This window comes from Flavobacterium sp. AK-345 (assembly GCF_058310175.1).
Genome location: NZ_JBZEER010000013.1, coordinates 88,911 through 115,513, shown reverse-complemented (window position 1 = coordinate 115,513; position 26,603 = coordinate 88,911). Strand labels below are relative to the sequence as shown.

At 34.9% G+C, this 26,603-nt stretch carries 13 protein-coding genes; all 13 read right to left on the bottom strand.

Translation table 11 applies throughout. The annotated features are described in order from the left end of the window. Positions 1-91 precede the first annotated feature (91 nt). On the bottom strand, positions 92-1,621 hold the full coding sequence (locus AC4FQ3_RS19615; protein ID WP_491182982.1) for a glycoside hydrolase family 28 protein: 1,530 nt from the start codon (positions 1,619-1,621) through the stop codon (positions 92-94). Positions 1,622-1,780: 159 nt separating this feature from the next. Then, positions 1,781-3,418 carry a sodium/sugar symporter gene (locus AC4FQ3_RS19610; protein WP_491182981.1) on the bottom strand — a complete coding sequence of 546 codons (1,638 nt, stop codon included), beginning with the start codon at positions 3,416-3,418 and terminating at the stop codon, positions 1,781-1,783. 56 nt (positions 3,419-3,474) lie between these two features. Continuing rightward, positions 3,475-4,617: an acyltransferase family protein gene (locus tag AC4FQ3_RS19605; RefSeq protein ID WP_491182980.1), complete on the bottom strand. Its 1,143-nt coding sequence runs from the start codon at positions 4,615-4,617 to the stop codon at positions 3,475-3,477. A 145-nt stretch (positions 4,618-4,762) separates the two neighbouring features. Continuing rightward, the gene (lacZ, locus tag AC4FQ3_RS19600; RefSeq protein ID WP_491182979.1) at positions 4,763-7,903 is read right to left on the bottom strand and encodes a beta-galactosidase, LacZ type; all 3,141 of its coding nucleotides are present in this window, start codon (positions 7,901-7,903) and stop codon (positions 4,763-4,765) included. 43 nt (positions 7,904-7,946) lie between these two features. Further along, complete coding sequence (locus tag AC4FQ3_RS19595) at positions 7,947-8,825, bottom strand: inositol oxygenase family protein (RefSeq protein ID WP_491182978.1); 879 nt, start codon at positions 8,823-8,825, stop codon at positions 7,947-7,949. 578 nt (positions 8,826-9,403) lie between these two features. Beyond that, on the bottom strand, positions 9,404-13,438 hold the full coding sequence (locus tag AC4FQ3_RS19590) for a hybrid sensor histidine kinase/response regulator (protein WP_491182977.1): 4,035 nt from the start codon (positions 13,436-13,438) through the stop codon (positions 9,404-9,406). Positions 13,439-13,490: 52 nt separating this feature from the next. Then, on the bottom strand, positions 13,491-15,320 hold the full coding sequence (locus AC4FQ3_RS19585; RefSeq protein ID WP_491182976.1) for a metallophosphoesterase family protein: 1,830 nt from the start codon (positions 15,318-15,320) through the stop codon (positions 13,491-13,493). A gap of 20 nt (positions 15,321-15,340) precedes the next feature. Beyond that, on the bottom strand, positions 15,341-16,192 hold the full coding sequence (locus tag AC4FQ3_RS19580; RefSeq protein WP_042562782.1) for a DUF4861 family protein: 852 nt from the start codon (positions 16,190-16,192) through the stop codon (positions 15,341-15,343). A gap of 156 nt (positions 16,193-16,348) precedes the next feature. Further along, positions 16,349-16,915 carry a hypothetical protein gene (locus AC4FQ3_RS19575; RefSeq protein ID WP_042562783.1) on the bottom strand — a complete coding sequence of 189 codons (567 nt, stop codon included), beginning with the start codon at positions 16,913-16,915 and terminating at the stop codon, positions 16,349-16,351. Positions 16,916-16,928: 13 nt separating this feature from the next. Next, complete coding sequence (locus tag AC4FQ3_RS19570; RefSeq protein WP_042562784.1) at positions 16,929-19,205, bottom strand: GH92 family glycosyl hydrolase; 2,277 nt, start codon at positions 19,203-19,205, stop codon at positions 16,929-16,931. A gap of 114 nt (positions 19,206-19,319) precedes the next feature. After that, positions 19,320-21,638, bottom strand: a complete 2,319-nt coding sequence (locus AC4FQ3_RS19565; RefSeq protein WP_491182975.1) for a GH92 family glycosyl hydrolase — start codon at positions 21,636-21,638, stop codon at positions 19,320-19,322. A gap of 281 nt (positions 21,639-21,919) precedes the next feature. After that, complete coding sequence (locus tag AC4FQ3_RS19560) at positions 21,920-23,533, bottom strand: RagB/SusD family nutrient uptake outer membrane protein (RefSeq protein WP_491182974.1); 1,614 nt, start codon at positions 23,531-23,533, stop codon at positions 21,920-21,922. An 18-nt stretch (positions 23,534-23,551) separates the two neighbouring features. Next, positions 23,552-26,563 (bottom strand): SusC/RagA family TonB-linked outer membrane protein, encoded by a 3,012-nt coding sequence (locus tag AC4FQ3_RS19555; protein ID WP_491182973.1) that lies wholly within the window; start codon positions 26,561-26,563, stop codon positions 23,552-23,554. Between the last annotated feature and the right edge of the window lie 40 nt (positions 26,564-26,603).

Below are 26,603 nucleotides of genomic sequence, written 5' to 3'. Positions count from 1 at the left end.
ATTTCTTAAAAAAAATCTGCAGAATCTGCGTGAATCTTTTTTAAATCTGCGTGAAAAAAACTTTGCGCCTTAGAGCCTTTGTGGCAAAATTTCAATGCGCAGGCAATTCAAATTTATTTTGTTCCGGTTCTATTTTTTGTTTTAAAGATTCACTGTCTAAATTGCTTGATGAAACATCTTTAAAAATAATCTGGTTAGTTTTGTCTGAAGGAATATCAATAGCTTTCATCATAAGATTTTTTACATCATCAAAAACAAAAGCTGGACGAAAATCCTCTTTCTCTAAAATCAGTTTTATATTCTTCATTTCGATTCCGTTTACGTGACGAACATAAAATCCCCAAGAAGGTAATTCTCCAAACATGGAAAATTCGGGATAACCATTTATGTTTTCTTTTACATCTTTTAATCGGCTTAAAGGATGATACGCCATTCCTTTAGAAGCTCTTCCCGGATACGTAATTTCGATGTTTTCTAAAGTCACATTTTCTATCAAATGCCCCGGAATTCCCACAATAGAAGCCGGAAACGGATTATGGAAATAATCAACTTCTGGTCCGCGCAAATCATAATCAATATCAGGACGACCAAAAGGAACCTGCACTTTTACATTTTTAATAGATACATTTTTGATATAACCCGGCTTATCTCCATTTCTGTGGCCTAAACGAATTAATATCGCATTTCCTGTATTTACGGCCGTAATATTTGAAACTTTAATATTCTCAATCTCGGCTCCATCCACAGATTCAATTGCGATTGCCGATCTAAAAGTATCGAAAACTTCTATGTTTTCAACGGTTACGTTTTTGAAACTACCATAAGATCCTGTACCAAATTTAACAGCATTGGCACTTGATCTAATTCTGCAGTTTGCAATGTAAATATTATTGTTCTGCAATCCCGGCGACTCCGATTTTAAACAAATTCCGTCATCTGCGGCATTTACATTGCAGTTTGTAATTCGAACATTTTCACATCCGTTAACATCAATTCCATCATTGTTCCAATAAGCGGTACTATTGACTTTCATAGCATCAATTACAATATTTTTGCATTCCGTAAAACACTGCACCCAACCCGGACTGTTTTTTAATGTGATATTGATCATTGTTATAGAATCGCATTTTACAAACGAAATCAGTTTTCCTCTTCCATCTTCAGGACGCATTCTTCTGTAATTGTATTTTGGATCAATTCGAATTCCTGTATGATGCAGACTATCGATTGCCAATGCCAATTCTCTTCCTTGTCCGTCTATAATTCCCTTTCCGTTTACCGCAATATTTTTTGATTCATTAGCTAAAATTAAAGCTCTTATTCCTTCATATTTCGGGTAATCATCCGGATTGGTGCTTCCTAATAAAATTGCTCCTTCTTCAAAAAACAGTTCCACGCCGCTTTTTAAGACTATACTTCCTGATAAAAATTCACCTTTAGAAAATACAACTCTTCCGCTTTTATTTTTGTTAGCCGCATCAATCGCTTTTTGAATTGCTTTTGTATTTAAAGTTTTTCCGTCTCCTACGGCGCCATATTTTTTAATGTCAAATATCTTTTGCGCCGAAACGGTCAGGGAAAGACAAAAAATTAGGATCGCGATTATAGATTTCTTTTTCATTTCTTTTTGTTTTTTATGCCACAAAGACACTAAGTCGCTAAGCTTTTTTCTCTACAGTTTCTTTCAATAAACTTTGCGCCTCAATCCTTTGCAAGCAATTTTCAATTTATTCTTTTTAAATAAACTTTGAGCCTTTGTGGCTTTGTGGCAAAATAAAAATTACCAAAAAACGGTATATAAAGCCACTAATATTCCGCAGATAATAAATGATCCTACAATAAACTCTGATGACACTTTAAACATCGAATTATCGACTTCTATTTTATGTATTTCAGCTTCTTCTTCAGATGCTGGATTTGCCAGACTAATACCAACCATTATAAACACAATTAAAAAGAAAACAATAGTCATTCGGTCTAAGAAAGGATAATCAGGAAAAGCGCCATCTGTCCACATTGGCAGGAATTTCAATATGGCAGCGAGAGGCACTGTTAACAATGCACCTGCAAGTCCGGCTGATGGTGTTGTTTTTTTCCAGAACATTCCCAGTAAGAAAACCGCTAAAACACCAGGTGAAAAGAAGCCTACATATTCCTGTATAAATTGATACGCCTGATCTAATGATTTTAATGCCGGAGCTACAATAGCTGCAATAATCATACAGACAACCACACACCATCTTCCGGTACGTACCAGTTTTTTTTCTGACGCCTGCGAATTGAAATATTTTTTATAAATATCTAAAGAAAAAATAGTCGAAATACTATTGGCTTTTCCTGCCAAAGAAGCTACAATTGCTGCTGTCAAAGCGGCTAAAGCGACACCTTTTAATCCCGCAGGAAGTAAATTCATTAAAGTTGGATAAGCCTGATCTGGTTTTAAAACTCCAGCAGCATCAACCATTTCCTGTTGAAACATTCCGTTTGAATGCATTACGAACATTGCGATACCCGGTAAAACGGCAATAATTGGAACTAATAATTTTAGAAAAGCGGCAAATAAAATTCCTTTTCGGGCTGTTTTTAAATCGGCTCCTAAAGCTCTCTGAACAATATATTGATTGCATCCCCAATACGCCAGATTATTGATTAACATACCTCCGATTAAAACTGACATTCCCGGCAATTCAGTATAATGCGGATTTGACTTTTCTAAGATCATATGTAAATGTCCCGGCGCTTCATGGGCAATGATAGACAGTCCTTTTAGAATGTCTTTTCCAAAACCAAACTGATCCGAAAGTAAAGTCAATGCCAAATAAGTGGTTACTAATCCTCCTAGAATTAAAACGATAACCTGAAACATATCGGTGTATCCAATTACTTTCATTCCGCCTAAAGTTACAATTACAGAGAATAAACTTAGCGCAATAACACAAAACTGAAAGCTTACAGGTGCAATTGATGAAATAGCCAAAGCACCTAAATAAATGATAGAAGTAAGATTTACAAACACATAAATTAAAAGCCAAATAATAGCCATAATGGTACTTACTGTCCCGCTGTATCTTTTGGCCAGAAACTGCGGCATGGTAAATATTTTATTTTTAAGATAAATGGGTAAAATAAACATCGCCACGATAATTAATGTGGCTGCAGACATCCATTCGTAAGAAGCAATTGCAAGTCCAATTGCGAAACCAGAACCGCTCATACCAATAAAATGTTCTGCCGAAATATTAGAAGCGATCAGTGATGCTCCAATTGCCCACCAGGTAAGCGATCCTTCGGCTAAAAAATATTCGTTGGAACTGGTTGCTGCGGTTTTCTTGCTTCTGTAAATATACATTCCATAAGCCGTGACTATGACAAAGTAAATAAAGAAAACAATGTAATCTGCGGTTTGTAATACATTCATAATAGTGTGGTTATTGTGTGGTTAGATAGTAAAATGTATTTAAATTTGAATGTCTCTCAAATTTTTAGAAACCATTTTCTTTTATATAGAAAGTAAAGTAAAATAAGCTGTACAACGGTTACTGATAAAGCAGCAAAAAAAGGCTGCCATACAAGCGGCGTAAAATTGATAAGTCCGCCAAAAACATAATCTGCTGTATGTTTAAAATCAACTAAACCTTCGGCAGCGATGTAAATCAAAATAGAATTTGAACCGATTAATATTAATGGAAATGCCCATTTATGAAATCCAAAAAAATCAATTATCAAATAAAAAAAGACAAAAAACAAAATGCTAAATCCTCCAACAAAACATACAAATGAACTCGTCCATAAATGTTTATTGATTGGGAAATTAATATCCCAAAGCAATCCTGCCATAATCAGAACTAATGCCGTAAGAGCCATTAAAAGCAATTTTACTTTTATAGAAAAAGAGAATTTTGCTTTTAAAAATGTTCCTGTAAAAACACCTAATAATGCTGTAGCAATAGCAGGTATGGTAGAAAATATTCCTTCCGGATCATAAACGGTACTGTGCAGCCTGCCTGGTAAAAGCAAACGATCAATATATCCTTCCAGTGATCCTTCTTTGGTCAAAACTCCTGCACCAAAATTAGGAACAGGAATCCATTTCATTGCGGCATAATAGCCAATCATAATAGCGAAAAACCAAATTAATTGTTTTTTAATGTCAAAATTTAAATAGATGATTCCTGCAAAAAACCAAGCCAGACCAATTCTTCCTAAAACACTTGCAAAACGGGTATGATCAAAACCATCGAATCGCAATAATCCATTTACCACAAATCCTAAAACCAGTAAAATACAGGTTCTTCTGAGCATTGATAAGTAAATTTTCTTCTTTTCGTTGCTTGGTAATTCCTGCGGCGTTTTTACACCAGCGAGTTCCATTTTCTTTTCAAAAGAGTACGGCATTGAAACTCCTGCCACAAACAGAAAAACAGGAAAAATCATATCATAAAACGTAATTCCATTCCATTCTGCATGATGCAATTGCGATGACATCCAGATAAAAACGGGAATTGGGGCAGCTTTGGCAAGAGCATGAATAATATGTTCTCCGCTCATAATCCAAAACATAACAAATCCGCGAAGCGCATCCAAAGAAATTAATCTTCCTTTTGTAGTGTTACTCATTTTTTAAGTATTCAGTGGTCAGTTGATAGTGTTCAGTTTTTAGTCTCAGTATTCGGTATTCAGTCTCAGTGGTCAGTTGATAGTATTCAATCTCAGTATTTCAGTGGAAACCGGGGCTGAATACTGAGACTAAAAACTGAATACTTTAAAAAATTGGTTTTATAATAAATCCGTAGCTGTATTCATTATTTTTCAATAAATACTGCTCGTGTGGATATTCTCCCCAGCTATTATCTCCACCTAAACCACGTTGGGCAAGGTCAACACAAACTACAACTTCATTGCGTGGCGTAATATCGCTGGAGTGGATGTTTTTCTTAGAAATTCCTCCGTCAAAATCACTCGGATAATTATTTAAAGCACTCATACATAAAGGTTGCAGACCTTTTATTTCCAGGCCATTTCCATTATTGCCTGACAACTTAAACCAGCGTATATCGGTCTTGTATCCATTTTCTTGTGGGCGTGTATAAGGCACATATTGGTCTGCAACTTTACTGTAATAAATTCCTTTTAATGATGATGTTTTTCTATCTGAATAATTTTCTAACGGTCCTCTTCCGTAATAATCCAGATTCTCTAATGTGTTTTTTAAGGTGAAAATCATTCCGAAACGAGGGATTTCCGGCACCGGATTATTGCCCTTTTTATAAGATGCTTGTATTTCTAAAGCACCGTCATTTCCTAATGAATATTTGATGGTATAATCAGAAGCGACATCATTTAGTTTTAATTTGGCAACGATATATTGCTTTCCGTTTTCCTCCGATTGCTGAATGCTTTCTAAACTGGTATTTTTACCGGCTGTTCTCCAAACATTCGTTCTAATCTGCATTTTATTCCCGATATCATTATCCGTTGGTGCTCTCCAGAAATTAGGTTCAGGATATTGTTTAAAGTATTCTTCGCCTTTTAAACTATAGAAAGAAATTAATCCCGTTTTTTTGCTGATTTTTACCACAACATTATCTGATGTCAATACAAACTGCTCCTTTTCGTCCTGAATTTTGGCTGCATTTGCCTTTTCTGATTTCGTAAAATAGTTGGAATCTTCGATTACAAACTGCTCTTTGGCAATTTCAAAATGCTGTGGCAGTAATTCAGAACCCGTTTTGGTGTATGCAAAAACATTCAGTAAATATTCTGTCCCTTCTTTTGACTGTAATTTTGGCAAATCAAGTTTAAATTGTTTTTTAGATTTCGGATTTAAAGCAACATCGATTGTGCCTTCTTTGATTACTTTTCCATTTTCTAAAACCTCATATTTAAAGTTGTATTTATTTAGGTTTGTAAATCCAAAATCGTTAATAATTTCGATCACTCCGTTTTTGATATCAACTGCATTAAATAAAATATCCTGATAGACTTTTTTTACTTCAAATGCTCCGGGATGCGGTGTTCTGTCAGGAAAAACCAATCCGTTATGGCAAAAATTTTCATCATTTGTATAATTCTGACTTCCCAAATCGCCGCCATAAGCCCAATATTTTCTACCAACTTCATCTGTTGTTTCAAATCCCTGATCAACCCAATCCCAGATAAACCCACCTTGCATATTTTTGCTTCCGCGAATGATATCCCAGTATTCCTGAAAATTACCGCTGCTGTTTCCCATCGCATGCGAATACTCACACATGATATAAGGACGTGTAACTTCTTTACGTACCGCATATTCTTTCATGTATTCTATTGTTGGGTACATTGGGCAAACGATATCTGTGTTTTCGTTTTCTTTGGCCTGCTCAAACTGAACCAATCTTGTATTGTCTCTTTTTTTAATCCATTTATAGGCTTCATGAAATACAGGTCCATTGGCACTTTCATTACCTAATGACCAAATAATTACCGATGGCATATTTTTATCTCTTTCTACCAAGCTGTAAATTCGGTCTAAATGTGCTTCTCTCCATTCCGGAAGAAAACCCGGATTAGTTTTTGGATTCATCCACATAACAGGCTGTCCTTCTACTCCCATTCCGTGGCTTTCGATATTGGCTTCATCCACCAAAAACAAACCGTATTTGTTACATAGTTTTACCCATAAAATATTGTTTGGATAATGACTGCAGCGCACTGAATTAATATTCAGCTGTTTCATCATTTTGATGTCTTTCATCATCGTAGCTTCGTCCTGATAATGTCCTGTTTTCGGATTATGTTCATGAATATTGACACCATGAACCATCAGTCTAACTCCGTTTACCAGTAATTGTCCGCCTTTTAATTCTACTTTTCTGAATCCGATTTGAGTTGAAACGGTTTCTATAAGATCTCCTTTTGCATTTTTTAAAGTCAAAAGCAAAGTGTATAAATTTGGTGTTTCACTGCTCCATAATTTTGGATTGGAAACATTCTGAGCAAAATTTAAAGTCTGAATTTTTGATGCTTCAAAATTGACATTCAATTCTTTTGTAAATACATTTTTTCCTGAAGCATCTACTAATTTTGCTATTAATTTTTGATTGCTAACAATAGTTGCTGTCAGGTTTTTTAAATTTACTTCTACATTTAAACTTCCGTTTTTGTATTTCGCATCTAAATCTGGTTTGGCAAAAAAATCTGAAATGCGAACATTATCTGTGCTATACAAATAAACATTTCTATCAATTCCGGAAAGTCTCCAGAAATCCTGATCTTCCAGATACGAACCGTCACTCCATCTGTAAACTTCTACAGCTAAATCATTTTTTCCAGGCTTTAAATATTTAGAAATATCAAATTCTGCCGGGCTTTTTGTATTTTCGGTATAACCAACTTTTTCACCATTTACCCAAATATACATCGCTGCTGTTCCTGCCTCAAAATGAAGAAAAACATGTCGGTTTTTCCAGTTTTCTGGCAAAACAAAATCTTTTTTATAAGACCCAACAGGATTATCCCAATGATTGATAAAAGGAGGATTTTTCTCAAAAGGATATGTTATATTAGTATAAATTGGAATACCGTAACCATTCAGTTCCCAATTCGACGGCACTTGAAGCTCTTTCCAATGCAGCGTACTGAAATCTGTTTTATAAAAATCTTTCGGACGCTGATCTGGTGTTGGCGACCACGCAAATTTCCATTGACCGTTTAGAGAGAAATACCACGGAGAGTTTTCATATTTATCGCTTATTGCAGAAGTTTCGTCTGCATAAGGAAGAAAGGCAGCGCGAGCCGGTTCTCTGTTAATTTGAAATACTTGCGGATTTTCCCAATCGTTGCGATCTTGTTCCTGAGCAGAAACAAAATTTCCGCAAAGTACGAGCAGGGTTAATAAAAGTATTTTGGTTTTTATTTTATGCATTATTTTGGTTTTAGATAGCTTTCAAATGAAATTTCTGAGATTTCTAGAACTTCAACTTCTCAGGCAAATATTTAGCGACTAATTCTTTATAATAAGGAAGTAATGCTTTTACATCTGGTTTAACCGGAGCTTTAGTGTATAAATCATACGGATTGAACTTTCTTACCCAGTCAAACATTTCTATGTCTTTTTCGTTCATTAAATGAGCATAAGCATTTTCTTTATGCTGTGAATAAAATGAATGATAACGAATCATGTATAAAGCCGGATCCGGAAGATAATCTTTCATAATCTGATACAAATATTCGTCATGACCCCAGCTCATTTTTACCTTATCAAGTCCGCAGTTTTGGGTGTAAACACCAAATTTGGTATTGAATCTTTCGTCTGTATAATCGGGATTTTCCTTAAAAAATTCTGAATAAACAATTTTATCTGAGTAAGCACATCCAACCGGAAATGTATCGCCGACAACTGCCCATTGCGGTTCTCCGAACAAACATAAAATTTTACCTAAATCATGGATAAATCCCGTTAAGACAAACCAATCCGGGTGACCGTCTGCTCTAATGGCTTCAGAAGTCTGCAAAAGGTGTTGTGTCTGATCTAAATCTATATCCGGGTCGCTATCATCTACCAGCGTATTTAAAAAATCAACGGCTTCCCAGATTGACATTTCTTTTTTATTGAATTGTAGAAACTCCTGCTCTTTGCTGCACACAAAATCATAAGTTTGATAGGTATGGTTTATTCTATAAAATTCCTTAACTGTTTCTACTCTTTCCGAATCGACATAATTCCTGAATTCTTCTTTTTGTTTTTCGGGCGTACTTTCAGAAGGATCAGGATATCGCAATAACAAATCATCTTCCCATTCATCTAAATTATTCAACGGATTATCTGTATCTATATGCTTTTTCATAATGCTAAAAATTAAAAGTTATAAAGACAAAAATAGAATTACCTATACCGTTCAAAATGGATTAATACATCAAAAACATGGATAATTTTTATTATTATAGGATTTTTACAAATATTTAGCTGATTATTTTGGTGTGTTCCCAAGGTTTCAATCACGGGAGACATAGTTTGAGAAATTACATTATGTATATGCATTGCGTTCCCGCGGTTGAAACCGCGGGCAATGTTTTGAATATAGATATGAAAGATTGGGAAATTGCATTTCAAATATAGCCCGTCGTTTCAACCACGGGGAGACGTATTGGGAGAAATTAGATTGTGGATATACATTGCGTTCCCATGGTTGAAACCACGGGCGATGTTATAATATTGAAATAAAAAAATTACGGAATTGCATTTCAAATATAGCCCGTGGTTTCAACCACGGGAAACGTATGGGAAGAAATTAGATTGTGGATATAGATTACGCTCCTGTGGTTGAAACCACAGGCTATGTTTTTAATATTGAAATAAAAAAATTACGGAATTGCATTTCAAATATAGCCCGTGGTTTCAACCACGGGGACATCGAAAGGAAAATTAATTAATCAGCTTACTCGGCGGAAAACCAAACTGCTTTTTAAAACATCGACTGAAATACAAAGGATCATTGAAGCCCACCAAATTAGTCACTTCAGAAACATTATACTTTTTAGTTTTGAGTAGTTCTGCTGATTTTTTTAAACGAATAGTCCTGATAAATTCGTTTGGTGCTAAATCTGTTAGTTCTTTAATTTTTCTGTATAATTTTGAAGAGCTAACACCCAATTTATCACATAAAAATTCTGTCGAAAGATCTACTTCGCTCAAATTATCATTGATTAAATTGGTTACTTTTTCCATAAATTCTTCATCAATTGGCGAATGAGTCAGCATGCTGATCTTTCCTTCTACTTCGCCGGAGAATTTTTGTTTAAGCTCTAGTCTTGATTTGATTATGTTTTCAATAACTGTTTTAAGCAGTAGTGGTTCAAAAGGTTTAACCAAATAACCATCAGCTCCCATGTCATAGCCTTTTACTTTATCCATGTTTTCAGAAAGTGCAGTAAGCATTACAACCGGAATATGGCTTATAAATTCATCATTTTTTAATTGTTGACAAAACTCCAGTCCGTCCATAACAGGCATCATAACATCTGTAACGCATAAAATTGGTTTAATTTGTCGACAGATTTTCAAACCTTCTTCTCCATTTTCAGCGTCATAAACTTTATAATAATCAGATAAATAGTCAACCAGATATTTTCTAAGTTCGCTGTTATCTTCAATTACTAATATTTTTTCTTTTAAATCTGTGTTTTGAATGATTTTCTTAGCCGCTTTTTCTGGAATAAGCATACTCAAACTGTCATTTTTAAGCGCATATTCAAACACCTCTTTATGCTCGTAAGAATCACGGTCAATCGGAATTTCAACTCTAAATGTACTTCCCTTTCCTGTTGTACTTTCTACAGAAATAATTCCTTTATGAATTGCTACTAAAGATTTTACCAATGACAAACCAATACCCGATCCTGTATTATGGGCTTTACTGTTTGTTGCCTGATAAAATCGTTTGAAAATTTTATCCTGGCTTTTTAAAGGAATACCAATTCCGTCATCGGTTACTTCGATCACTAAAATATCTTCAACCGTATCTTTAAGCCTGATGTACAAGTCTACATTTCCGTTTTTATTGGTAAACTTTAATGCATTCGACAAGAGATTGTACAGGATTTTATCATACTTATCATTATCCAGCCAACCGTTTATTTCATCATCTTCGGTAATAAAATTGAGCTTAATCTTTTTATCATAAGCCATTTCCTTAAAGGAGTCAAAAATATTTTTTGAATAAGCCAGAATATCGGTTTTAGTAACTTTTAGTTTTAATTCACCTGACTGCGCTTTTCTAAAATCTAATACCTGATTTACCAGATTCAGTAATCTGCTGGCATTTTGATAAATTAAATTGTATCTGCTTTTTTCATAATCGGTAGCATTGCTGCTTTCATCTAAAAGTTGCTTCGCCGGACCTAAAATAAGCGTTAAAGGTGTTCTTAATTCATGCGAAATATTCGTAAAGAAACGTAATTTCTCATTATTCAATTTAACGTCGTGTTCTCTGTTTACTTTCTCAGTAAGGAGTTCTTGTTTTAAACGAATTCGGTTTTTGATTTCTTTTCTAATGAAATAAAAAACACCAAATAAAAGGGCAAGAAACAGTATAAAAGAAATGGGTGTCAACCAAAAAGGCGGCAGGATTTTTATTTTATATGAAACTGTTTTACTCCAATATCCGTCGCTGTTGCTTGATCTTATTTTAAAAACATAATTTCCTGGATAAAGATTTGTATACTGAACTATTCTTGACGTACTATTAACTGTAATCCATTGCTTATCAAAACCTTCCAGCATATATTGAAACTTATTCAGCTTTTCGTTTGCAAAAGATGGAGCCGAAAACTGAATCGAAAAATCGCGGTTCTTATGGGTAAGTTCTATTTCATTTCCATAATTCAAATCTTTTGAAAGCGGGATTTCTCCATTAATCTCCATTTCCGGGAAAACTTCTTCATTCTGAATTTTAAATTCGGAAATCACGGGCAACGGCGCCCATTTGTTTCTTTTCATTGCTGGTGGGGAAAAAGAAATAATTCCATTTTTACCTCCCAGAAAAATATTCGAATTATTAAAGTAAAAAAAGCCGCTTGAACTAAAAACGTCCAATCTGTTACCGCTGTTTACATGATAAATACTGATATCCCTTAAATTAGCTTTAACAAAAGCAATATTATTGTTATTGATATTCAGCCACAAATTTCCTTGTGTATCTGATAAAATATCAGTAATCCATTTCCCGGAAAGTTCTTTAAGATTTTTTACCGGTTCAAATTCATTTTTTTTCGGATCATATAAACACAGCCCAAAACGTGTTGACGCCCATATTTTGCCTTTTGCATCAACCAAAACGTCACTCACATTTTCATCATGAGGAACTCCTTTTTCTTTGATAAAAAGCGACGAATAGGTTTCTATTTTTCCAGAATTGATATTGTATTTTACAACTCCGGTTTCTGTGGCAAACCAAACATTATTTTTAGCATCTCTTTCAATTGCATTAATCTGAAAGTCCGGTAAAAGTTTACTTGATGTTTCTACTTGCAGCGTTTTGGTGTTCAAAATTACTGCGCCTTCTCCAAAAGAACCTACTATCATCGAATCGTCTGTAATCTTTGTAAAAGCAAAAACAGGGGATTTTTCAAATCCTGCCTTTATTTCTCTGGAAGAATTTGTACTGTAATTGTACACTAATATATTTCCGTCCCAAAGGCCGCAATAAAAGATTTTACCGTCGTCAGAATAAATACTCGCAATATCTTTTCCTGTGTTATGTAAAGGAGTTGAGCCTTTTGTATTTGAAATAAAAAGTCCATTATGGTAAGTCGCCACAATCACTTTTTGATCATACGTTTTAGCAAAACCTCTAATACGCGGTGCCTGATTACCTATAGAACGTGAAATATCCTTGTTTAAAGTGAACTGATTTTCATAAGGATCGTATTTATCCAAACCATCTTCTGTCCCGATCCATAAAACTCCGGAAGCATCAAAATAAAGTGCTGAAATTAAATTATCTACAAGTGAAGTATCATCTGATAAAATAGAATAATACCATTTATAATTTCCCTTTTGAATATCTTCTAATTGATTGCAAACCAGCAATCCGCCCAAAGTTCCAACCCAGTATTTTCCATCGGGAGCGCGTGCAACCGATAAAAAATAAGGTCCTAAAGCACCTCTAATCTGTTTGCTTTCTATATATAAATTGACAAATTGATCACTGGTTTTATCAAGTTTATATAAACCTTCACGGGTTCCGACAAAAATATCCGACTTGGCATCTTCGTAAATAAAATTAATATATGGATTTTTTATGTTGGAATACGGAACAGAAAGCGTGTAATTATTAATTCGTACAATTGCTCCTTTAGCATCCATTGTTATTTTTGCGATACCTGATTTTTCATAACTGCCAACCCAGATATTGCCTTTTTTGTCTTCAAAAATTTCTTTTACATAATCAAAACCTTTAAGCTTAATTTTTTCGAATCGGTTTTCTTTCAGGAAAAACAGATACATACCTTTTGTTTTGGTACCCACCCAAACCCTTTTAAATTTATCTACATAAACAGATCTCACTTCATCATCGGGCAGACTGTTTGGATCTTCTTTTTTATGAAAAAAGGTCGTAAAAACATGCGTGTCCATCTGGAAAAGTGTCAGTCCTTTTCTGGTACCAATCCATAATTGATTTGAAGCTTCATCAAGTTCCAAAGCCGTGATATCATCATTGTACAATTTATTTTTTCCCGGAGTAGAACTCATGTAATTTTTGAACTGATAACCATCGAAACGATTTAATCCTGAGAACGTTCCAAACCACATGAAACCTTTTTTATCCTGTACAATATGGCGTACAGAATTATGAGACAATCCGTTATTGTCATTATAATGCGCAAATTTTATATTCTGTGAATAAGAATTATAAAAAAGGGCAAAAAATAAAAATAGTGTAAAAGATTTTTGTCTCATCGAAATAAATTATAAATGCAATTTAATCTTTTTGATTTAATAAATATCAAAATTATTTAACAGATAAATTATCAATTTTGTTGTTTTTCAAATCAATCATAAAATGATCGGAAGGATCGCCGTTCATGGTTTTCAAGAATATTTCTGCCCATAAAATCAGTTTTGGATCATTTGATTTTTTTAACTGACTGCAAACCAATTTATATTGCTTTAGTCTCTTGTTTCCAATTTCTGAATAAGCCAATTCATCAGCACTTTTTAAACGGTAAAAATCGAAAATCATATCAAAACCCGTCCATAATTCAAAATTGGAAATTGTGAGAGAATTTGATTTCAACTCTTTATCAATTTCCGGTGCATTTTTATTTATTTCTAATAACTCTTTTCCTGAAAAATTTATTATTGATTTTAGAAATTCAGCCGGGAAATCTTCGGGTAAAAATCTTAAACGAACTAATTCCTTTAAATGCCAGTTTGTAAATGCTGCATAATCCTTCGCTTTTAAAATTTCTTTGTTCCAAATATGCTCGCTTTTACTATTCTGCAAATGCGCATATTCTTCTTCATAAAAAGGAAATAAACTATTGAAATTAGGCACTTTGCCAATTACTACCGTTTCAACCTCAAGTTCATAATTAGAATGAATCGTCAATATTTTATAAGCCGGCATATAAGCTGCAAGCGAAGGTGTTTGAATATTAAACAAAGTATTTCCGTTTTCGGATGTTCTTACGCCAGTATCGTTGATGTGCATGTGACCTCCAAAATGAATCTGAATCCCGGCATCTGCAAATTGCTGCGCTACTTCTTCGTTAGGAACTCGCTGCAGCTGCATTTTATCGGCACCAAAAAGCTGTTTTAATTCCGGCGAGGCATTGTCATTAAATTCCACCATTGGATAATGACTAAAAGCAATCAGTATTTTTCCTCTTTGTTTCGCTTCCGCGGAAACTTTTTTAACCCAGTTTAATAAGTGACTTTTATAAATCAGAACGTTATTATAACCTGTATTGGCTCCCGAAAAATCATGCGGATCATCTTGTTTTCCTGATAATTTCTCGTTTGGAACATAAGCATTGGCATCTATAGCCAAAAGCCAGATTCCTTTTATTGGTTCGACAAGATAACTGGCATCTGGAAGATATAGATTGGTGTTTTTAATTAGATACGTTCTTTTTTCTAAAACAGATTCTTTTAAAGCCTCTTCAAAATTGTATTGTTCATATGTGTAGCTTGAAAAAGGTGTTTCCCAATACAAATCGGTCTTTTTTGGAAAAAAACCAAAATCTCTCATTTCCTGAATCGTTTCCTTATATCCCCAGTTTTTTATATCGGCAGTGATAATCGGTTCAAGTTCACTTTTGCTTTTATTGAAATTATTTTTCGAACTGCTGATAATCTGCTCTTTTCCGTCTTTACCTAAAAAATCAGTTTTAGCGGCATCTTGCTGAAAGGGTCTTACAACATCATGATTTCCAGTTGTAACATAAAAAGAAAGTCCATGTTTTTGGGAATATTCGTTGAGTATTTTTCTCAATCCACGCACGTGAACGGGTTGTCCGTCGTCGCTAAAATCACCCGGAAGTACGACTTGTTTGATGCCTCTTTTGACGATATCGTTTAAAGCTTCCAGAAAGGCAAAATAATTTTCATTGAAAATTCTCGTAGAATGCAATTGAGCGTTCATCGTCCTGATATTGGCATATTCGCCCGTAACCGGATTTTTGATTCCCTGATAATTGTTATCTTCAAATTGGGCAAAAATATCTTGTAAATGAACATCGGCTATAAAAGCAATTTGGACTTCTTTTTTAGCGGTCTGCTGTGATTTGCAGGAATATAAAGAAAGTAATACTACTATTATGGCCGATATTCTAAACATGTAATTTTTTTAAATGCGCATTATTTTTTAATGTAAGCTTCTAATTTATCTAAAGTATTTAATTCACTTTCTCTTGCGCTCGAAGAAATGATTTTTGTTTCTAATGTTTTTGTTGGTTTAGAGATTAACAAATATTGTGTCCCGTCATCTGTAGTTTTTTCATAATCTTTTGGATTGTACATAATTGCTGCTCCAATCTCTACGATTTCTGCTGCAACATCTTCCGGATGTTTTCCCCAAACTGCAATATAATTGGTTCCTTTTTTGGTTCCGAAATCTTTGAAATAATTAATTCCTGTGGCAAATTGTACTTTTTCTCCGCTTAAAGAAACAGCTTCTACTTTTGCCTCTCTTTTACCGGAAAACACCGTAACACGAACTAAAATATCTACTTTTTTTCCTTTGTAAGGAACTCCTCTTGAAATCATTTCCATCCACGAAGTTGTATCTGTTTTTCCCACGCGTGCTAAACGATTTGTTACCGGATTTAAAGGCACAACTTTTTCTCCATCCCAAAGTTTTACACCTCCCAAACCTACAGTTGATGCTACTTTATAGTAATCAGCACCCCATCCTTCTTTTTGCTGTTCCGGCGTTGGGTACCAATTTGCCTTTCTTAACTCTAAACCTGGTTTTGCTTTAGAATAAACATCAATCGCTACTTTATCGCTGAAGTAAATTCGCAAAGCCATCCATTCATTTTCAACAGCAGGCCCGTGATGTCCAATTGTTTTATATAAATCTCCCGTTTCTGAACCAATATCGGTCAGATAGGTAATTTTATCAGACTTCATATACAAACTGGTATCTGTATTATTTTGTCCAAAACAAATGCAGCAAAAAAGTAAAGTGGTTATGATTGATAATCTCATAATTTCAATTATTAATAGTTTAAAATTTAATTTTCGTAAATTTAAACTAACATTTCAATACTTTCACTATTACGCAAACGATTTCTCAATAAATAGTTGTTTTGTGATAAAAAGGGGAAAACACGACAATATAAACCAGATGAAAAAGTGTTTTTTTTACTTATCAGCCACTTTCACCAAAGTAAAGTTTATCCCTAAAGGATTTTTAGCTATTTTACAGATTAATGGATATTCTGGATTTTTGATAATCCACATTTCGGTTTCATCAATTTGTGCGATTACATGTAAAGCTTCGATTGATTTTCCGTCAATCGAAACTCCGTTTTTGTCTTCGTTTTTATCTAAAACATAAGTTGTATTATTATAAACAAATGAACTATTTTTTACTAAATCCTGATATGCCGATCTTGAAATCATAAAAAAGGTTTCTGTCGGTTTTAAGTTTAAAACCGGGGCGTATTCTCCTTGGTTAAAGCTTAAGGCATTTCCATTTTTTACTGCTTCAGGAAGCATCACAATACTGCTTTTTACGCCTCTGGTTTCCAATTTAAAAGTTAGTCCGTCACCTGCCGTTTGAGCTATAAGTGATAAAGTTCTAGTTTGGCCGTGCAGTTTGCAGACATAATTTAGTTCTGTATTATTTTTTATTGTCGGATTGTAGTTTTGAGATGTTCCTTTTTGATAAACGATACAAAAAAGAATCATTAAAAATATATTTTTCATCTTGCTTATCATTTTATTTAACTGGAGGTAAAATAGTAGTTCCCCAAGCCGAAGGTTTAGAGTCCATTTCTAAAACTAATTCTCCTCCGTTATTAATATCATCGTGTAAAATCCATGCTTTGTTGTATGGTTTTCCGTTTAGAAATGCCGCTTTAATGTATTTGTTTCTATCGTTCATTTTTTTTGCCGAAATAGTAAACTTTTTACCGTTTTCTAATTGCATGGTTGTTTCTTTTATCAAAGGCGTATTAATCAGATAATAAGGCTGTCCGGCATTTGGATATAGGCCCATCATGTGAAAAGCAAGCCAGGAAGACATTGCTCCCGAATCATCATTGCCCGGCAATCCTTCTCTTGAAGTATTGAAATTGTTTTTGATAATCGTTCTGATTCGGTCACTGCTCAAATAAGGCTTACCGATCCAGTGATACAAACAAGGCGTTAAAAACGAAGGCTCATTGGCTACATTATACAAATCTGAATTAAAGAAAGTATTCAATCTCTCTTCAAAAGCTTTTTCACCGCCTGATTTACGAACTACTTCTGGAATATCATGCGGAATGCTAAATGAATATTCCCATGAATTTCCTTCGTAGAAAAACACGCACCAATGGCATACATACCAAGGCGATTCGATAATTACGGGCGTATATTTATAAGTAGGTTTCTGGATTTTTGATTCGCCGAAAACAACATCATCAAGCCAGTTTCCGTTTTTGTCTTTTGGCATAATAAAACCTTTGGCTCCGTTATTTTCGTAATCAGGACGCCATAAATTCTGCCAGCTGTCGGCTTGTTTGATATATTGATTGTACAAATCGGTTCTGCCTAATCCTTTTGCAACAACGGCAATATTATAATCGTTGTAGGCATAATCGATTGTTCGGTTTCCTGCGCGGTCTGTGCCGAAGGGAACGTATCCTAGTTTTAAATAATCTATTAATCCGCCTCTTCCTTCTTTTTCTTCATTTCCTCCCGGCGGAACGGTTGCGTCTTTGAGCATAGCCTGCAAAGCCAGTTCGTAATCAATTCCTTTTAAGTTTTTTACAAAAGCATCTGCCAGAACAACCTCAGCGTTTGAGCCGCCTTGCGTTCTTCCGTTGTCGTTACCGCTTCTTCCTTCTGGTAAAAAGCCTTCGCGTTTGTAAATATTGAGCATCGCATTAATTATTTCAACTTTACGTTTAGAATCGATCAGCGTAATTAAAGGGCTTGATGTTCTAAAAGTATCCCAAATCGTATAAAAATCATCATAATATGGTTCGTCATTTGTCCATAAGGGATTTTCTCCGGTTCTATCAACAGGCATAATCATTGTGTGATATAAACCTGTGTAGAACATTTTTTTATATTCATCTGAAGTGTCTGCAGAAAGCTGAATTCGACTTAATAAGTTTTCCCATTTATTTTCTAAGGTGGATAAAACGGTATTAAAATCCCAATGCGGAATTTCTACTTCTATGTTATTTTTTGCTTTTAATTCACTTAAAAAAGAGATTCCGATTTTGACATTCAGTTCTTCTTTTCCCCCGTTTCCGAAAGAAAGTAAAGCGGCTGTTTTCTTTCCAGAATCAAATTGTACTTTTTGATTGCTGTAAAATTTTCCGTCTTTAAAGGTTACATATTTTGCAATCGGCTGATCGAAAACTGCCCAGAAATAAACGGTATAAGCGCGTCCGTTATTCCAGCCTCCTCTGATTCTGCTGTAACCTCTCACTTCAGTATCCGAAACAATTTCGATCTGCGAACCTACAAACTGCTGTGCTTCTCTGGCATCAGGAATCTTTTCTTCTCCAAGAAAAAATCCCGGATCTATTTTTAATTCTTTTGAGGTGTTTTTTGGATAAGTGATACGGTAAAAAGATACTTTTTCGCCTGTCGTTATTTCGGTTTTGATTTTATTTTCTTTGAAAACAGTTTCGTAGTAACCCAGTTTTACATTTTCTTCTGTTCGAAATGATGTCTGATCCATTTTATCCAAAGCACCGGAAAATGGCATAATTTGAATGTTTCCGTATTTCGGGCCACCGCCTGTTCCGCTTACGTGTACCTGACTGAAACCGGTTGCTTCTTTTGGCATTGGAAGCCAGCCGCTGTTTGGACTTGAGGTACAATCCGGACTTGGTTTTACCATTCCGTATGGACACGACGGGCCTATAAAAACCCTGCCGACTCCTTCTGATCCAATCATTGGGTCAACGTATTGATGAACGGTTTTCTGAGCGTTACTTGTAATTGTTGTAAGAAATGATATTCCTAAAAAAAAGATAAACTTGGATGATATTTTCATTGTGGTTATTTCTTTGTTTTTTGTTTGTGTGTTTAGTTATTTTTAATATTTCTCAAATAACTATATTTATATGTTTTTATGCGTTAATAGGGTTTTAACCCAACGTTATCTTTACTATTTTTCTAGCTTTGGCTGATCTGACATTTCTAAAATCAACTCACCTCCATTAGTAATCTCCTGATGTGAAAGACTGAATTTTGGCACTGCTTTCTGATTGAATTTGATATCCTTTATATACACATTTTCAGCGTTGTTATTATTGGCTTTGATGGTGAATGTTTTGCCTGAATAATATTTCGGATTTAAGTCTATCGTGATTTTATTGAATATTGGACTTCCAATTTGATAAACGGCATCTTGGTCTGTTCCTCCGTTTATTTGAAATAAACCTAATTTAAGCAATACATTTAGACTTCCCATTAATCCCTGGTCTTCGTCGCCGTTATAACCAGTTGCCGGAGATAATCCGCTGAAAGTTTCTTTTACTACATTTCTTGTCCAATACTGTGCTAAATCCGGCCTTCCCAGTAGCGTAAAAATATTGGATGTTTGTATAGAAGGCTGATTTCCAAAATTTACAGGAATTCTGCTAAACTCCGGATGTAATTCTGCATCATGCGATGTACCAGAAGTATACTTTTGTTTTTTAGCCGTTTCAAATTGAGTGTTCAATTTTGCGACAGCTTTTTCCTTTCCTCCCATTAAAACGGCCAGACCTTCAATATCATGCGGAACAAACCATGTTGATTGTGCTCCATTTGATTCTATAAATCCATTTTCATATTGATAGGGATCATAATTTTCACGCCATTTTCCTTCTACGTTTTTCGGATGCATCCAGCCTATTTGTGTATCAAAAACATTTTGATAGTTTTTTGCCCTTTTGATGAAATAATTGTAATCTTCTTCATGATTTAATTTTTTAGCCAATTGCGCCAAAGTCCAATCCTGATAAGCATATTCTAAAGTCTGGCTTGTACCGTCTTCATGACTTCCGAAATTACCATCGGGAAGTGGATAAGGCACATATCCTTTTTCTAAATAATATTTTAAGCCACCGCCAATATTGGTATTGTGTTCATATCCTGCTTTTTCCATAATACCTCCCGGCATATGATTTTTTTTGAGGGCGATGTAAATTTCTTCTAAATCTTCTTTTACAATTCCTTTTTGAACTGCGCTGACGATAAAAGGTGTTGCCGAAGCTCCGGTCATTACATAAGTATCATTTCCTCCCGAAGGTCCGCGTGGAATCATACCGCCGTCTTTGTAATACTGCATTAACGAATACACAAATTCTTCCATAATTTCAGGATACACCAATCCCCAAAGATTATTAATCGTCCATTGTGCGCCCCAGAAAGCATCTGAATTGTAATGGTTGAATTTTGGTTTTCCGTCAGCATTTAAAGGCAATTGTCCGAGTCTGAATTTTTCTCCTGTATTATCCGGATAGGCTCCATTTGCATCACTGATCATTTTTCTGCCTTGAAGCGCATGCCAAAGATCCGTATAAAATCTTCTTTGGTCGGTTTGGGTTCCTCCTTCTATTTTAATTCTTCCCAATAAATCACTCCATACTTTTCTGGAATCGTCAACTGTTTTATTAAAATCCCAATGTGGTAATTCGGTTTCGATATTGTTATTGGCATTTTCTATTGAAGTATAAGAAATACCGACTTTCATCAATACTTGTTCTTTCGTTTTATTAAAATTGACCAAATAATTACCTGTCTGATTATCTCTTTCTATGGAAGTAATTGGCTCGTTTGTTTTAATTTTAAAAAATACGGTTAATGGTTTTGGGCGCCTGAAATTTGTACTCAAAACTAATGAACCCGAAAGTTCATAATCATTGTTTTTTTCTAATTTGCCATTTGTATTTTCACAAGGTCCTAAAATAGTGTTCAGATTAAAAAGAACTGCTTTTTGTGCCTTTAGCGGAAAAGTATATTTATGAAAACCAACTCTTTGTGTGCTGGTTAATTCTGCCGTTATTTGATATCGATCTAATTTTATGGAATGATATCCTGGTGTTATGATTTCGTTTTGATGACTGAATTTCGAGTAAAAGTCTTTAAAAATAGTTGGTTTGTTTTCTGATGCAATTGTCACGGGCATAACTGATACGCCAGACATTTGCCATTCGTGAACGTGGCTGAAACCTTTAACTGTATCTGTAGTATATTTATAACCGCCGCCCCAATCGCCGTTAATTTCGGTATCGGGATTTAGGTTTACCATACCAAACGGACGACTTGCTGATGAAAAGTAAAACCATCTGGAATTTTCGGTGTCCAACAACGGATAAACCATGTCTGATAACTGTTTCTTTTTTAAAGAAATAGTTTTCTGAGCATTGCACGACACTAAAAAAACAAGAGTTAAACCTATTCCAATGCGTCCTATTTTATAGATTTTATTTAGTTTCATTTATTCTGTTTGTATCGTTGGGACAATATTGTTTTAGACAGGATTTCATCGGATTATAATTCTCAAAACATTAGCTAAATGAATGTTACAAAGCTTAATCTTTCACTACTTTCTCAAACGGCATTCGATTAAGCCTTGCTTTCATTCAAAAACAAAACTAAACTGATTCTTACGAGCAACTGAATAGACCAGTTTTTTAGTAAAAAAAGGAGAAGAATTTACGCTCCTCTCCTTTTCAAAATTAAAATTGGGTAACAATGCGTACTTACTAATTCTTATTTTTAATATCCATCATTCTGTATCAGAGCCGGATTTAAAACCATCGCATTGGTTGGAATTGGGAATACACGGCGATAGGTATCTGCATTGGTTTTGTAACCCCATTGCCCTTCATATTTTCCAAAACGGATCATATCATTTCTATGCCATGCTTCCCAGGTAAATTCACGGCTTCTTTCTTTGTAAAGATCTTCTAATGTTACACCGCTTAATGCCGGAGATGTTGTACGATTAGAACGAACCATGTTTACTAATGCGTCTGCACTTTGTCCTATTGTTACGCTTCCTCCACGAAGGATTGCTTCTGCTTTCATTAAAAGAACATCTGAATAACGTAAGAAAGGAACATCATTTTTTTGATTACGATTTGTTGAAGTAGCATCCGGGTAAAATTTAATATTTCTGTAACCCATATTCCATGCAATTTCGTCGTTTCCAAGATCAAATAAAGGTTCACTTTGACGCGGTATAATATCCGGTGTTAAATTTACCTGATAGGTATATGAAGCTCCTCCATCAGATCCTGTATAAAACTGATCGTATCCTTTTTTGGTTGTTGTAACCGTTACTGGTGTAATACCGTCATTCATAAACTGAAGCCCGGTAAGCCATTGTTTATTTCGAATATCATTTACATCATCAAAATAAGCATAAAATTCAGGAAGGGTACTTCTTGGTGCACTTGGTGTAAATGAAAGACCAAACTTAGCTCTTTCAGAACGCGGTACATCATAACGTGAATGGTACATTTGTCCGTTGTAACCTACTGTAACAGCTGCCGGATCGTAAGGAACTGCAAAAATAAATTCTTTCATCAACGGTCCATTTGTTGGGTAAAACATTTGAAGGTAAGTTGCTCTTGGCTCGACAACATATAAGCCTGAGTTGATTACCTCATCACAAGCTGCAATACATTCATTAACACGTGATGTGCCTGTATATACCTCTGCGTTCAAATATAATTTAGCCAGCATTGCATTAGCTGTTTGCTTATTTGGTCTTCCGTAAGTGGCAACTCCTGCTGCAGGATTTAAATTAGGAACGGCATTTTTTAATTCTTTTTCAATAAAATTAAAAACGTCTTTTCTCGGCGTTTTGGCATGAGACGAAAAATCTCCGTATAAAGTATCCAACGGTACATCGCCATAGCTGTCCATTAACATGTAATAAGAAATGGCACGCATTGTTTTTAACTCAGAAATCAACGTGTTTTTATCTGCACCTTCTGGCATTGTCTGTCTTAAAATAGAAATTGCCTGATTACTTGTTCCGATCACTTTAGACGACCAGTCCCAAAGACTTCCTATGATTCCATTATCTGCATTCCAATCATGGTAATGCATCGCAATATAGTTTCTGTTATCAAACCAGTTACCTCCTCTTGCAGGCAAAATAGCTTCGTCTGTAGATAAAGACTGAGACCACCACCAGGCAAATGAAAATTCACCTCGAAATGCTGCATAAACAGGTCCTGTTGTCTGAATGTATTGTGCTGAGTTTTGAGGAAATACTTCAGGTGTCAATTGTGTTGTAATAGGCACTTCAAGATCATCACAAGACCAGATTAAACCAGCCATAAGTACTGGGAGCCCTAAATATTTTAATATCTTTTTCATAATTTTTAGCATTTAATTTTAGAAGATCACATTTACACCAAACATATAAGTTCTGGTTTTTGGATAGAAGTTATTTGAATCTACACCAGGAGCTGTTCCTCCTTGTTCAACTTCCGGATCAATTCCTTTGTATTTGGTAATAACAAATACGTTGTTTACGGTTTGATAAATACGTACACTGTTTATATACCTTCCCACTTTACCAAAATTATATCCTAAAGTCATGTTGTCTAATCTTACATAGCTGCCGTCTTCTATAAAACGATCTGAATATTTATAAGAGTTTAAGTCATTTGGAGACTCGTTTCCTGCATCAACTAAAATATTATTGGTCATTGCAGTACTAGGTCTGAATAAATCGGCACGAGTGGCATTGAAAATTTTATTACCAAAAACTCCTCTGAAGAAAATACTTAAATCGAATTTTTTGTATTGAAAATTATTTGCCCATCCTACTAATAGTTTTGGCTGTGCGCTTCCTGCATAATGATAATCTACTCCGTTTAAAGGCGTTGTTGTCAGAGCACCATTTTTATCGTAATACTGTGAAACTCCGTCAGCATTTTTTCCTGCATATTTTAAGGTAAAGAATTGTCCTAAAGGTTTTCCTTCTTTAAAAATCTGTAAAGTACTTCCTGTTTGTCCGCCTCCGTCTGGCTGTACACGACGAATAGAATCTCCACCAACAAAGAATGGACTGGTTAATTTTACGATTTCATTTTTATTGTGGGCCAAATTCAGATTAGTTGTCCAGCTGAAATTTGCTGTTTTAACAGGAGTTGTACTTAAACTAACCTCAATACCTTTATTAGACATTGTTCCTCCGTTTGCAACAATTGATCCTACTGGTACAAGCACCGGATTTACATTATAATTGAAAATCATGTCTGTTGTTTTTTTGTCGTACACATCAACAGAACCTGTTACTTTTCCTTTTAAGATTGAGAAGTCAACTCCAATATTTGTGGTAGCAGTTTTTTCCCATTTTAAATCAGGATTTGCTGCCTGGTTAGGACCATAAGCTCCAATTTGTTGTCCGTTATAATAGAAAGTTCCTAAACTTCCGGAAATAAACTGTGCTGTATAAGCATTAAATCCAGATGAGTTTCCTGTTACCCCCCAGCTTCCGCGGAATTTCAAATCACTAAAAAAGTCTTGATTCTTCATAAAACCTTCCTTATCTACTCTCCACGCACCACCTACAGAAGGGAAATATCCCCATTGGTTATTTTGTCCAAACATAGATCCACCATCTCTTCTAATTGATCCTTGTAATAGATATTTATCTTTGTAATTGTAATTCACACGTCCAAAATAAGCTATCAAACGTGTTTTTTGATAAGCTTTACTGTCACCAAAATTTACTACGTAACCATTAACCGAAGTGTAATTACTTAAAGCAAGGTTGTTATACCCAACATTGTCTACAGGAAAGTTAGTTGTTGTAGCCTGAAAACCGTCTCCTAATGTATTCTCCTGCCAAGAGTAACCTGCTACAGCTTTTATTTTATGCTCTCCAAATGTTTTATCCCAAGTAAGGAAACTTTCAATAATATTGTTTCTGGTTTCGTAAGAATTTCTCAATGCAGAACCATTTACACCAAAATTAACCAATGTTTTTGTCAAAGGTGGATCTGGGTTGTTGTAAAAGTTGGCACTGTTGTATTGTGAATAATAACTGTCATAAAATTCTCCATGAGAAGTAGTTAATCTTTGGTGTGCCAAATTCAAATTATAAGTGAATCCAAACGGAAGTTTTACTTCTGCAGTAAAGTTACCTACAAGGTTTTCCGTTTTAGTTTCATCTGTACCATGATCAATTAATGCTACCGGGTTAAAATATCCCGGACTGGTAAAATTTTCAAAAAAACTTCCATCAGCATTTCTTACCGGAGAAACAGGAAGATAACTTGCTGCCTGCAAAAGAACAGTATTTCTCTGTGGTACATTTTGATATTTTGTGCTGGAATTGGTAACGTTTAAACCAAATTTAACTTTATCATCAAAAGCAAATTGTTCAACAGATAAACGGGCAATAATACGAGAAAAGTCACTTTTTAACATTACCCCTTCTTTGTTAAGAGAAGTGATACTTGCTGTATAGTTTCCATGATCTCCGCCGCCGCTCATCGATAAGTTATGGCTGCTTGATGCTGCACGTCCTGTTCTTAAAATTTCTTTTTGCCAGTTTGTATTGGCACCTTTATCATTTTCAGGAGTAAAGTTCAAATTGTTTTTAGTAGTAAAATCTCTCAGCTGATCTGCATTCATCATGTCCAGATTATTTGAAACTTCTTCCCAACCAACATAACCATTGTATGCAATCTGAGTTTTGCCCTTACTTCCTTTTTTTGTTGTTACCATGATAACTCCATTTGCAGCACGGTTACCGTAGATTGCCGTTGCAGCAGCATCTTTTAAGACATCGATAGTTGCAATATCGTCTGGAGAAATTACGGAGATATCAACTCCCGGAATACCATCTATTACATAAAATGGTCCTTGTGAACTATTTAATGTAGAAGCTCCACGCAAAACTACAGAAGCCGTTTTTGTAGGGTCACCGCTTGATGAAATGTTCAAACCGGAAACTTTACCTTGTAAAAGCTGTCCTACATCACTAATTGCCCCTCTGTTTAAATCTTCGGCTTTTACAGAAGTTACAGCAGTCGTAAGGTTTTTACGAGATCCTTTTCCGTAACCCACTACTACAACTTGTTCTAAACTGTTTGTGGTAGGCTGCAATTTAATCGAATAATTTGTTTTTGTTTCGTCTAGTTTTAAAGTCAAATCTTCAAACCCCATATAAGAAACTATTAGTGTAGCATTTTTGTTTGAAGCCGAAAATTTAAATTTTCCATCAAAATCTGTTGTTACTGAATTCGTTGTACCTTTCTCTAGTACATTGGCGGCTGGCAGTGGAATGCCTTTGTCATCTAAAACCACACCGGACACTTCTGTTTTTTGTGCCCAGGTATTAATTGAGAAGCAAAAACAAAAGGCTAATAATAAAAGTTTAAGTTTTTCCATTTTGATATTGGTTAATTGGTTAATATAGTATTGACGAAAT

Coding starts and splice junctions, on each gene's coding strand:
- AC4FQ3_RS19615 (WP_491182982.1), bottom strand. CDS start 1,621: ATGAAAAAGAAATCTATAATCGCGATCCTAATTTTTTGTCTTTCCCTG.
- AC4FQ3_RS19610 (WP_491182981.1), bottom strand. CDS start 3,418: ATGAATGTATTACAAACCGCAGATTACATTGTTTTCTTTATTTACTTT.
- AC4FQ3_RS19605 (WP_491182980.1), bottom strand. CDS start 4,617: ATGAGTAACACTACAAAAGGAAGATTAATTTCTTTGGATGCGCTTCGC.
- lacZ (WP_491182979.1), bottom strand. CDS start 7,903: ATGCATAAAATAAAAACCAAAATACTTTTATTAACCCTGCTCGTACTT.
- AC4FQ3_RS19595 (WP_491182978.1), bottom strand. CDS start 8,825: ATGAAAAAGCATATAGATACAGATAATCCGTTGAATAATTTAGATGAA.
- AC4FQ3_RS19590 (WP_491182977.1), bottom strand. CDS start 13,438: ATGAGACAAAAATCTTTTACACTATTTTTATTTTTTGCCCTTTTTTAT.
- AC4FQ3_RS19585 (WP_491182976.1), bottom strand. CDS start 15,320: ATGTTTAGAATATCGGCCATAATAGTAGTATTACTTTCTTTATATTCC.
- AC4FQ3_RS19580 (WP_042562782.1), bottom strand. CDS start 16,192: ATGAGATTATCAATCATAACCACTTTACTTTTTTGCTGCATTTGTTTT.
- AC4FQ3_RS19575 (WP_042562783.1), bottom strand. CDS start 16,915: ATGAAAAATATATTTTTAATGATTCTTTTTTGTATCGTTTATCAAAAA.
- AC4FQ3_RS19570 (WP_042562784.1), bottom strand. CDS start 19,205: ATGAAAATATCATCCAAGTTTATCTTTTTTTTAGGAATATCATTTCTT.
- AC4FQ3_RS19565 (WP_491182975.1), bottom strand. CDS start 21,638: ATGAAACTAAATAAAATCTATAAAATAGGACGCATTGGAATAGGTTTA.
- AC4FQ3_RS19560 (WP_491182974.1), bottom strand. CDS start 23,533: ATGAAAAAGATATTAAAATATTTAGGGCTCCCAGTACTTATGGCTGGT.
- AC4FQ3_RS19555 (WP_491182973.1), bottom strand. CDS start 26,563: ATGGAAAAACTTAAACTTTTATTATTAGCCTTTTGTTTTTGCTTCTCA.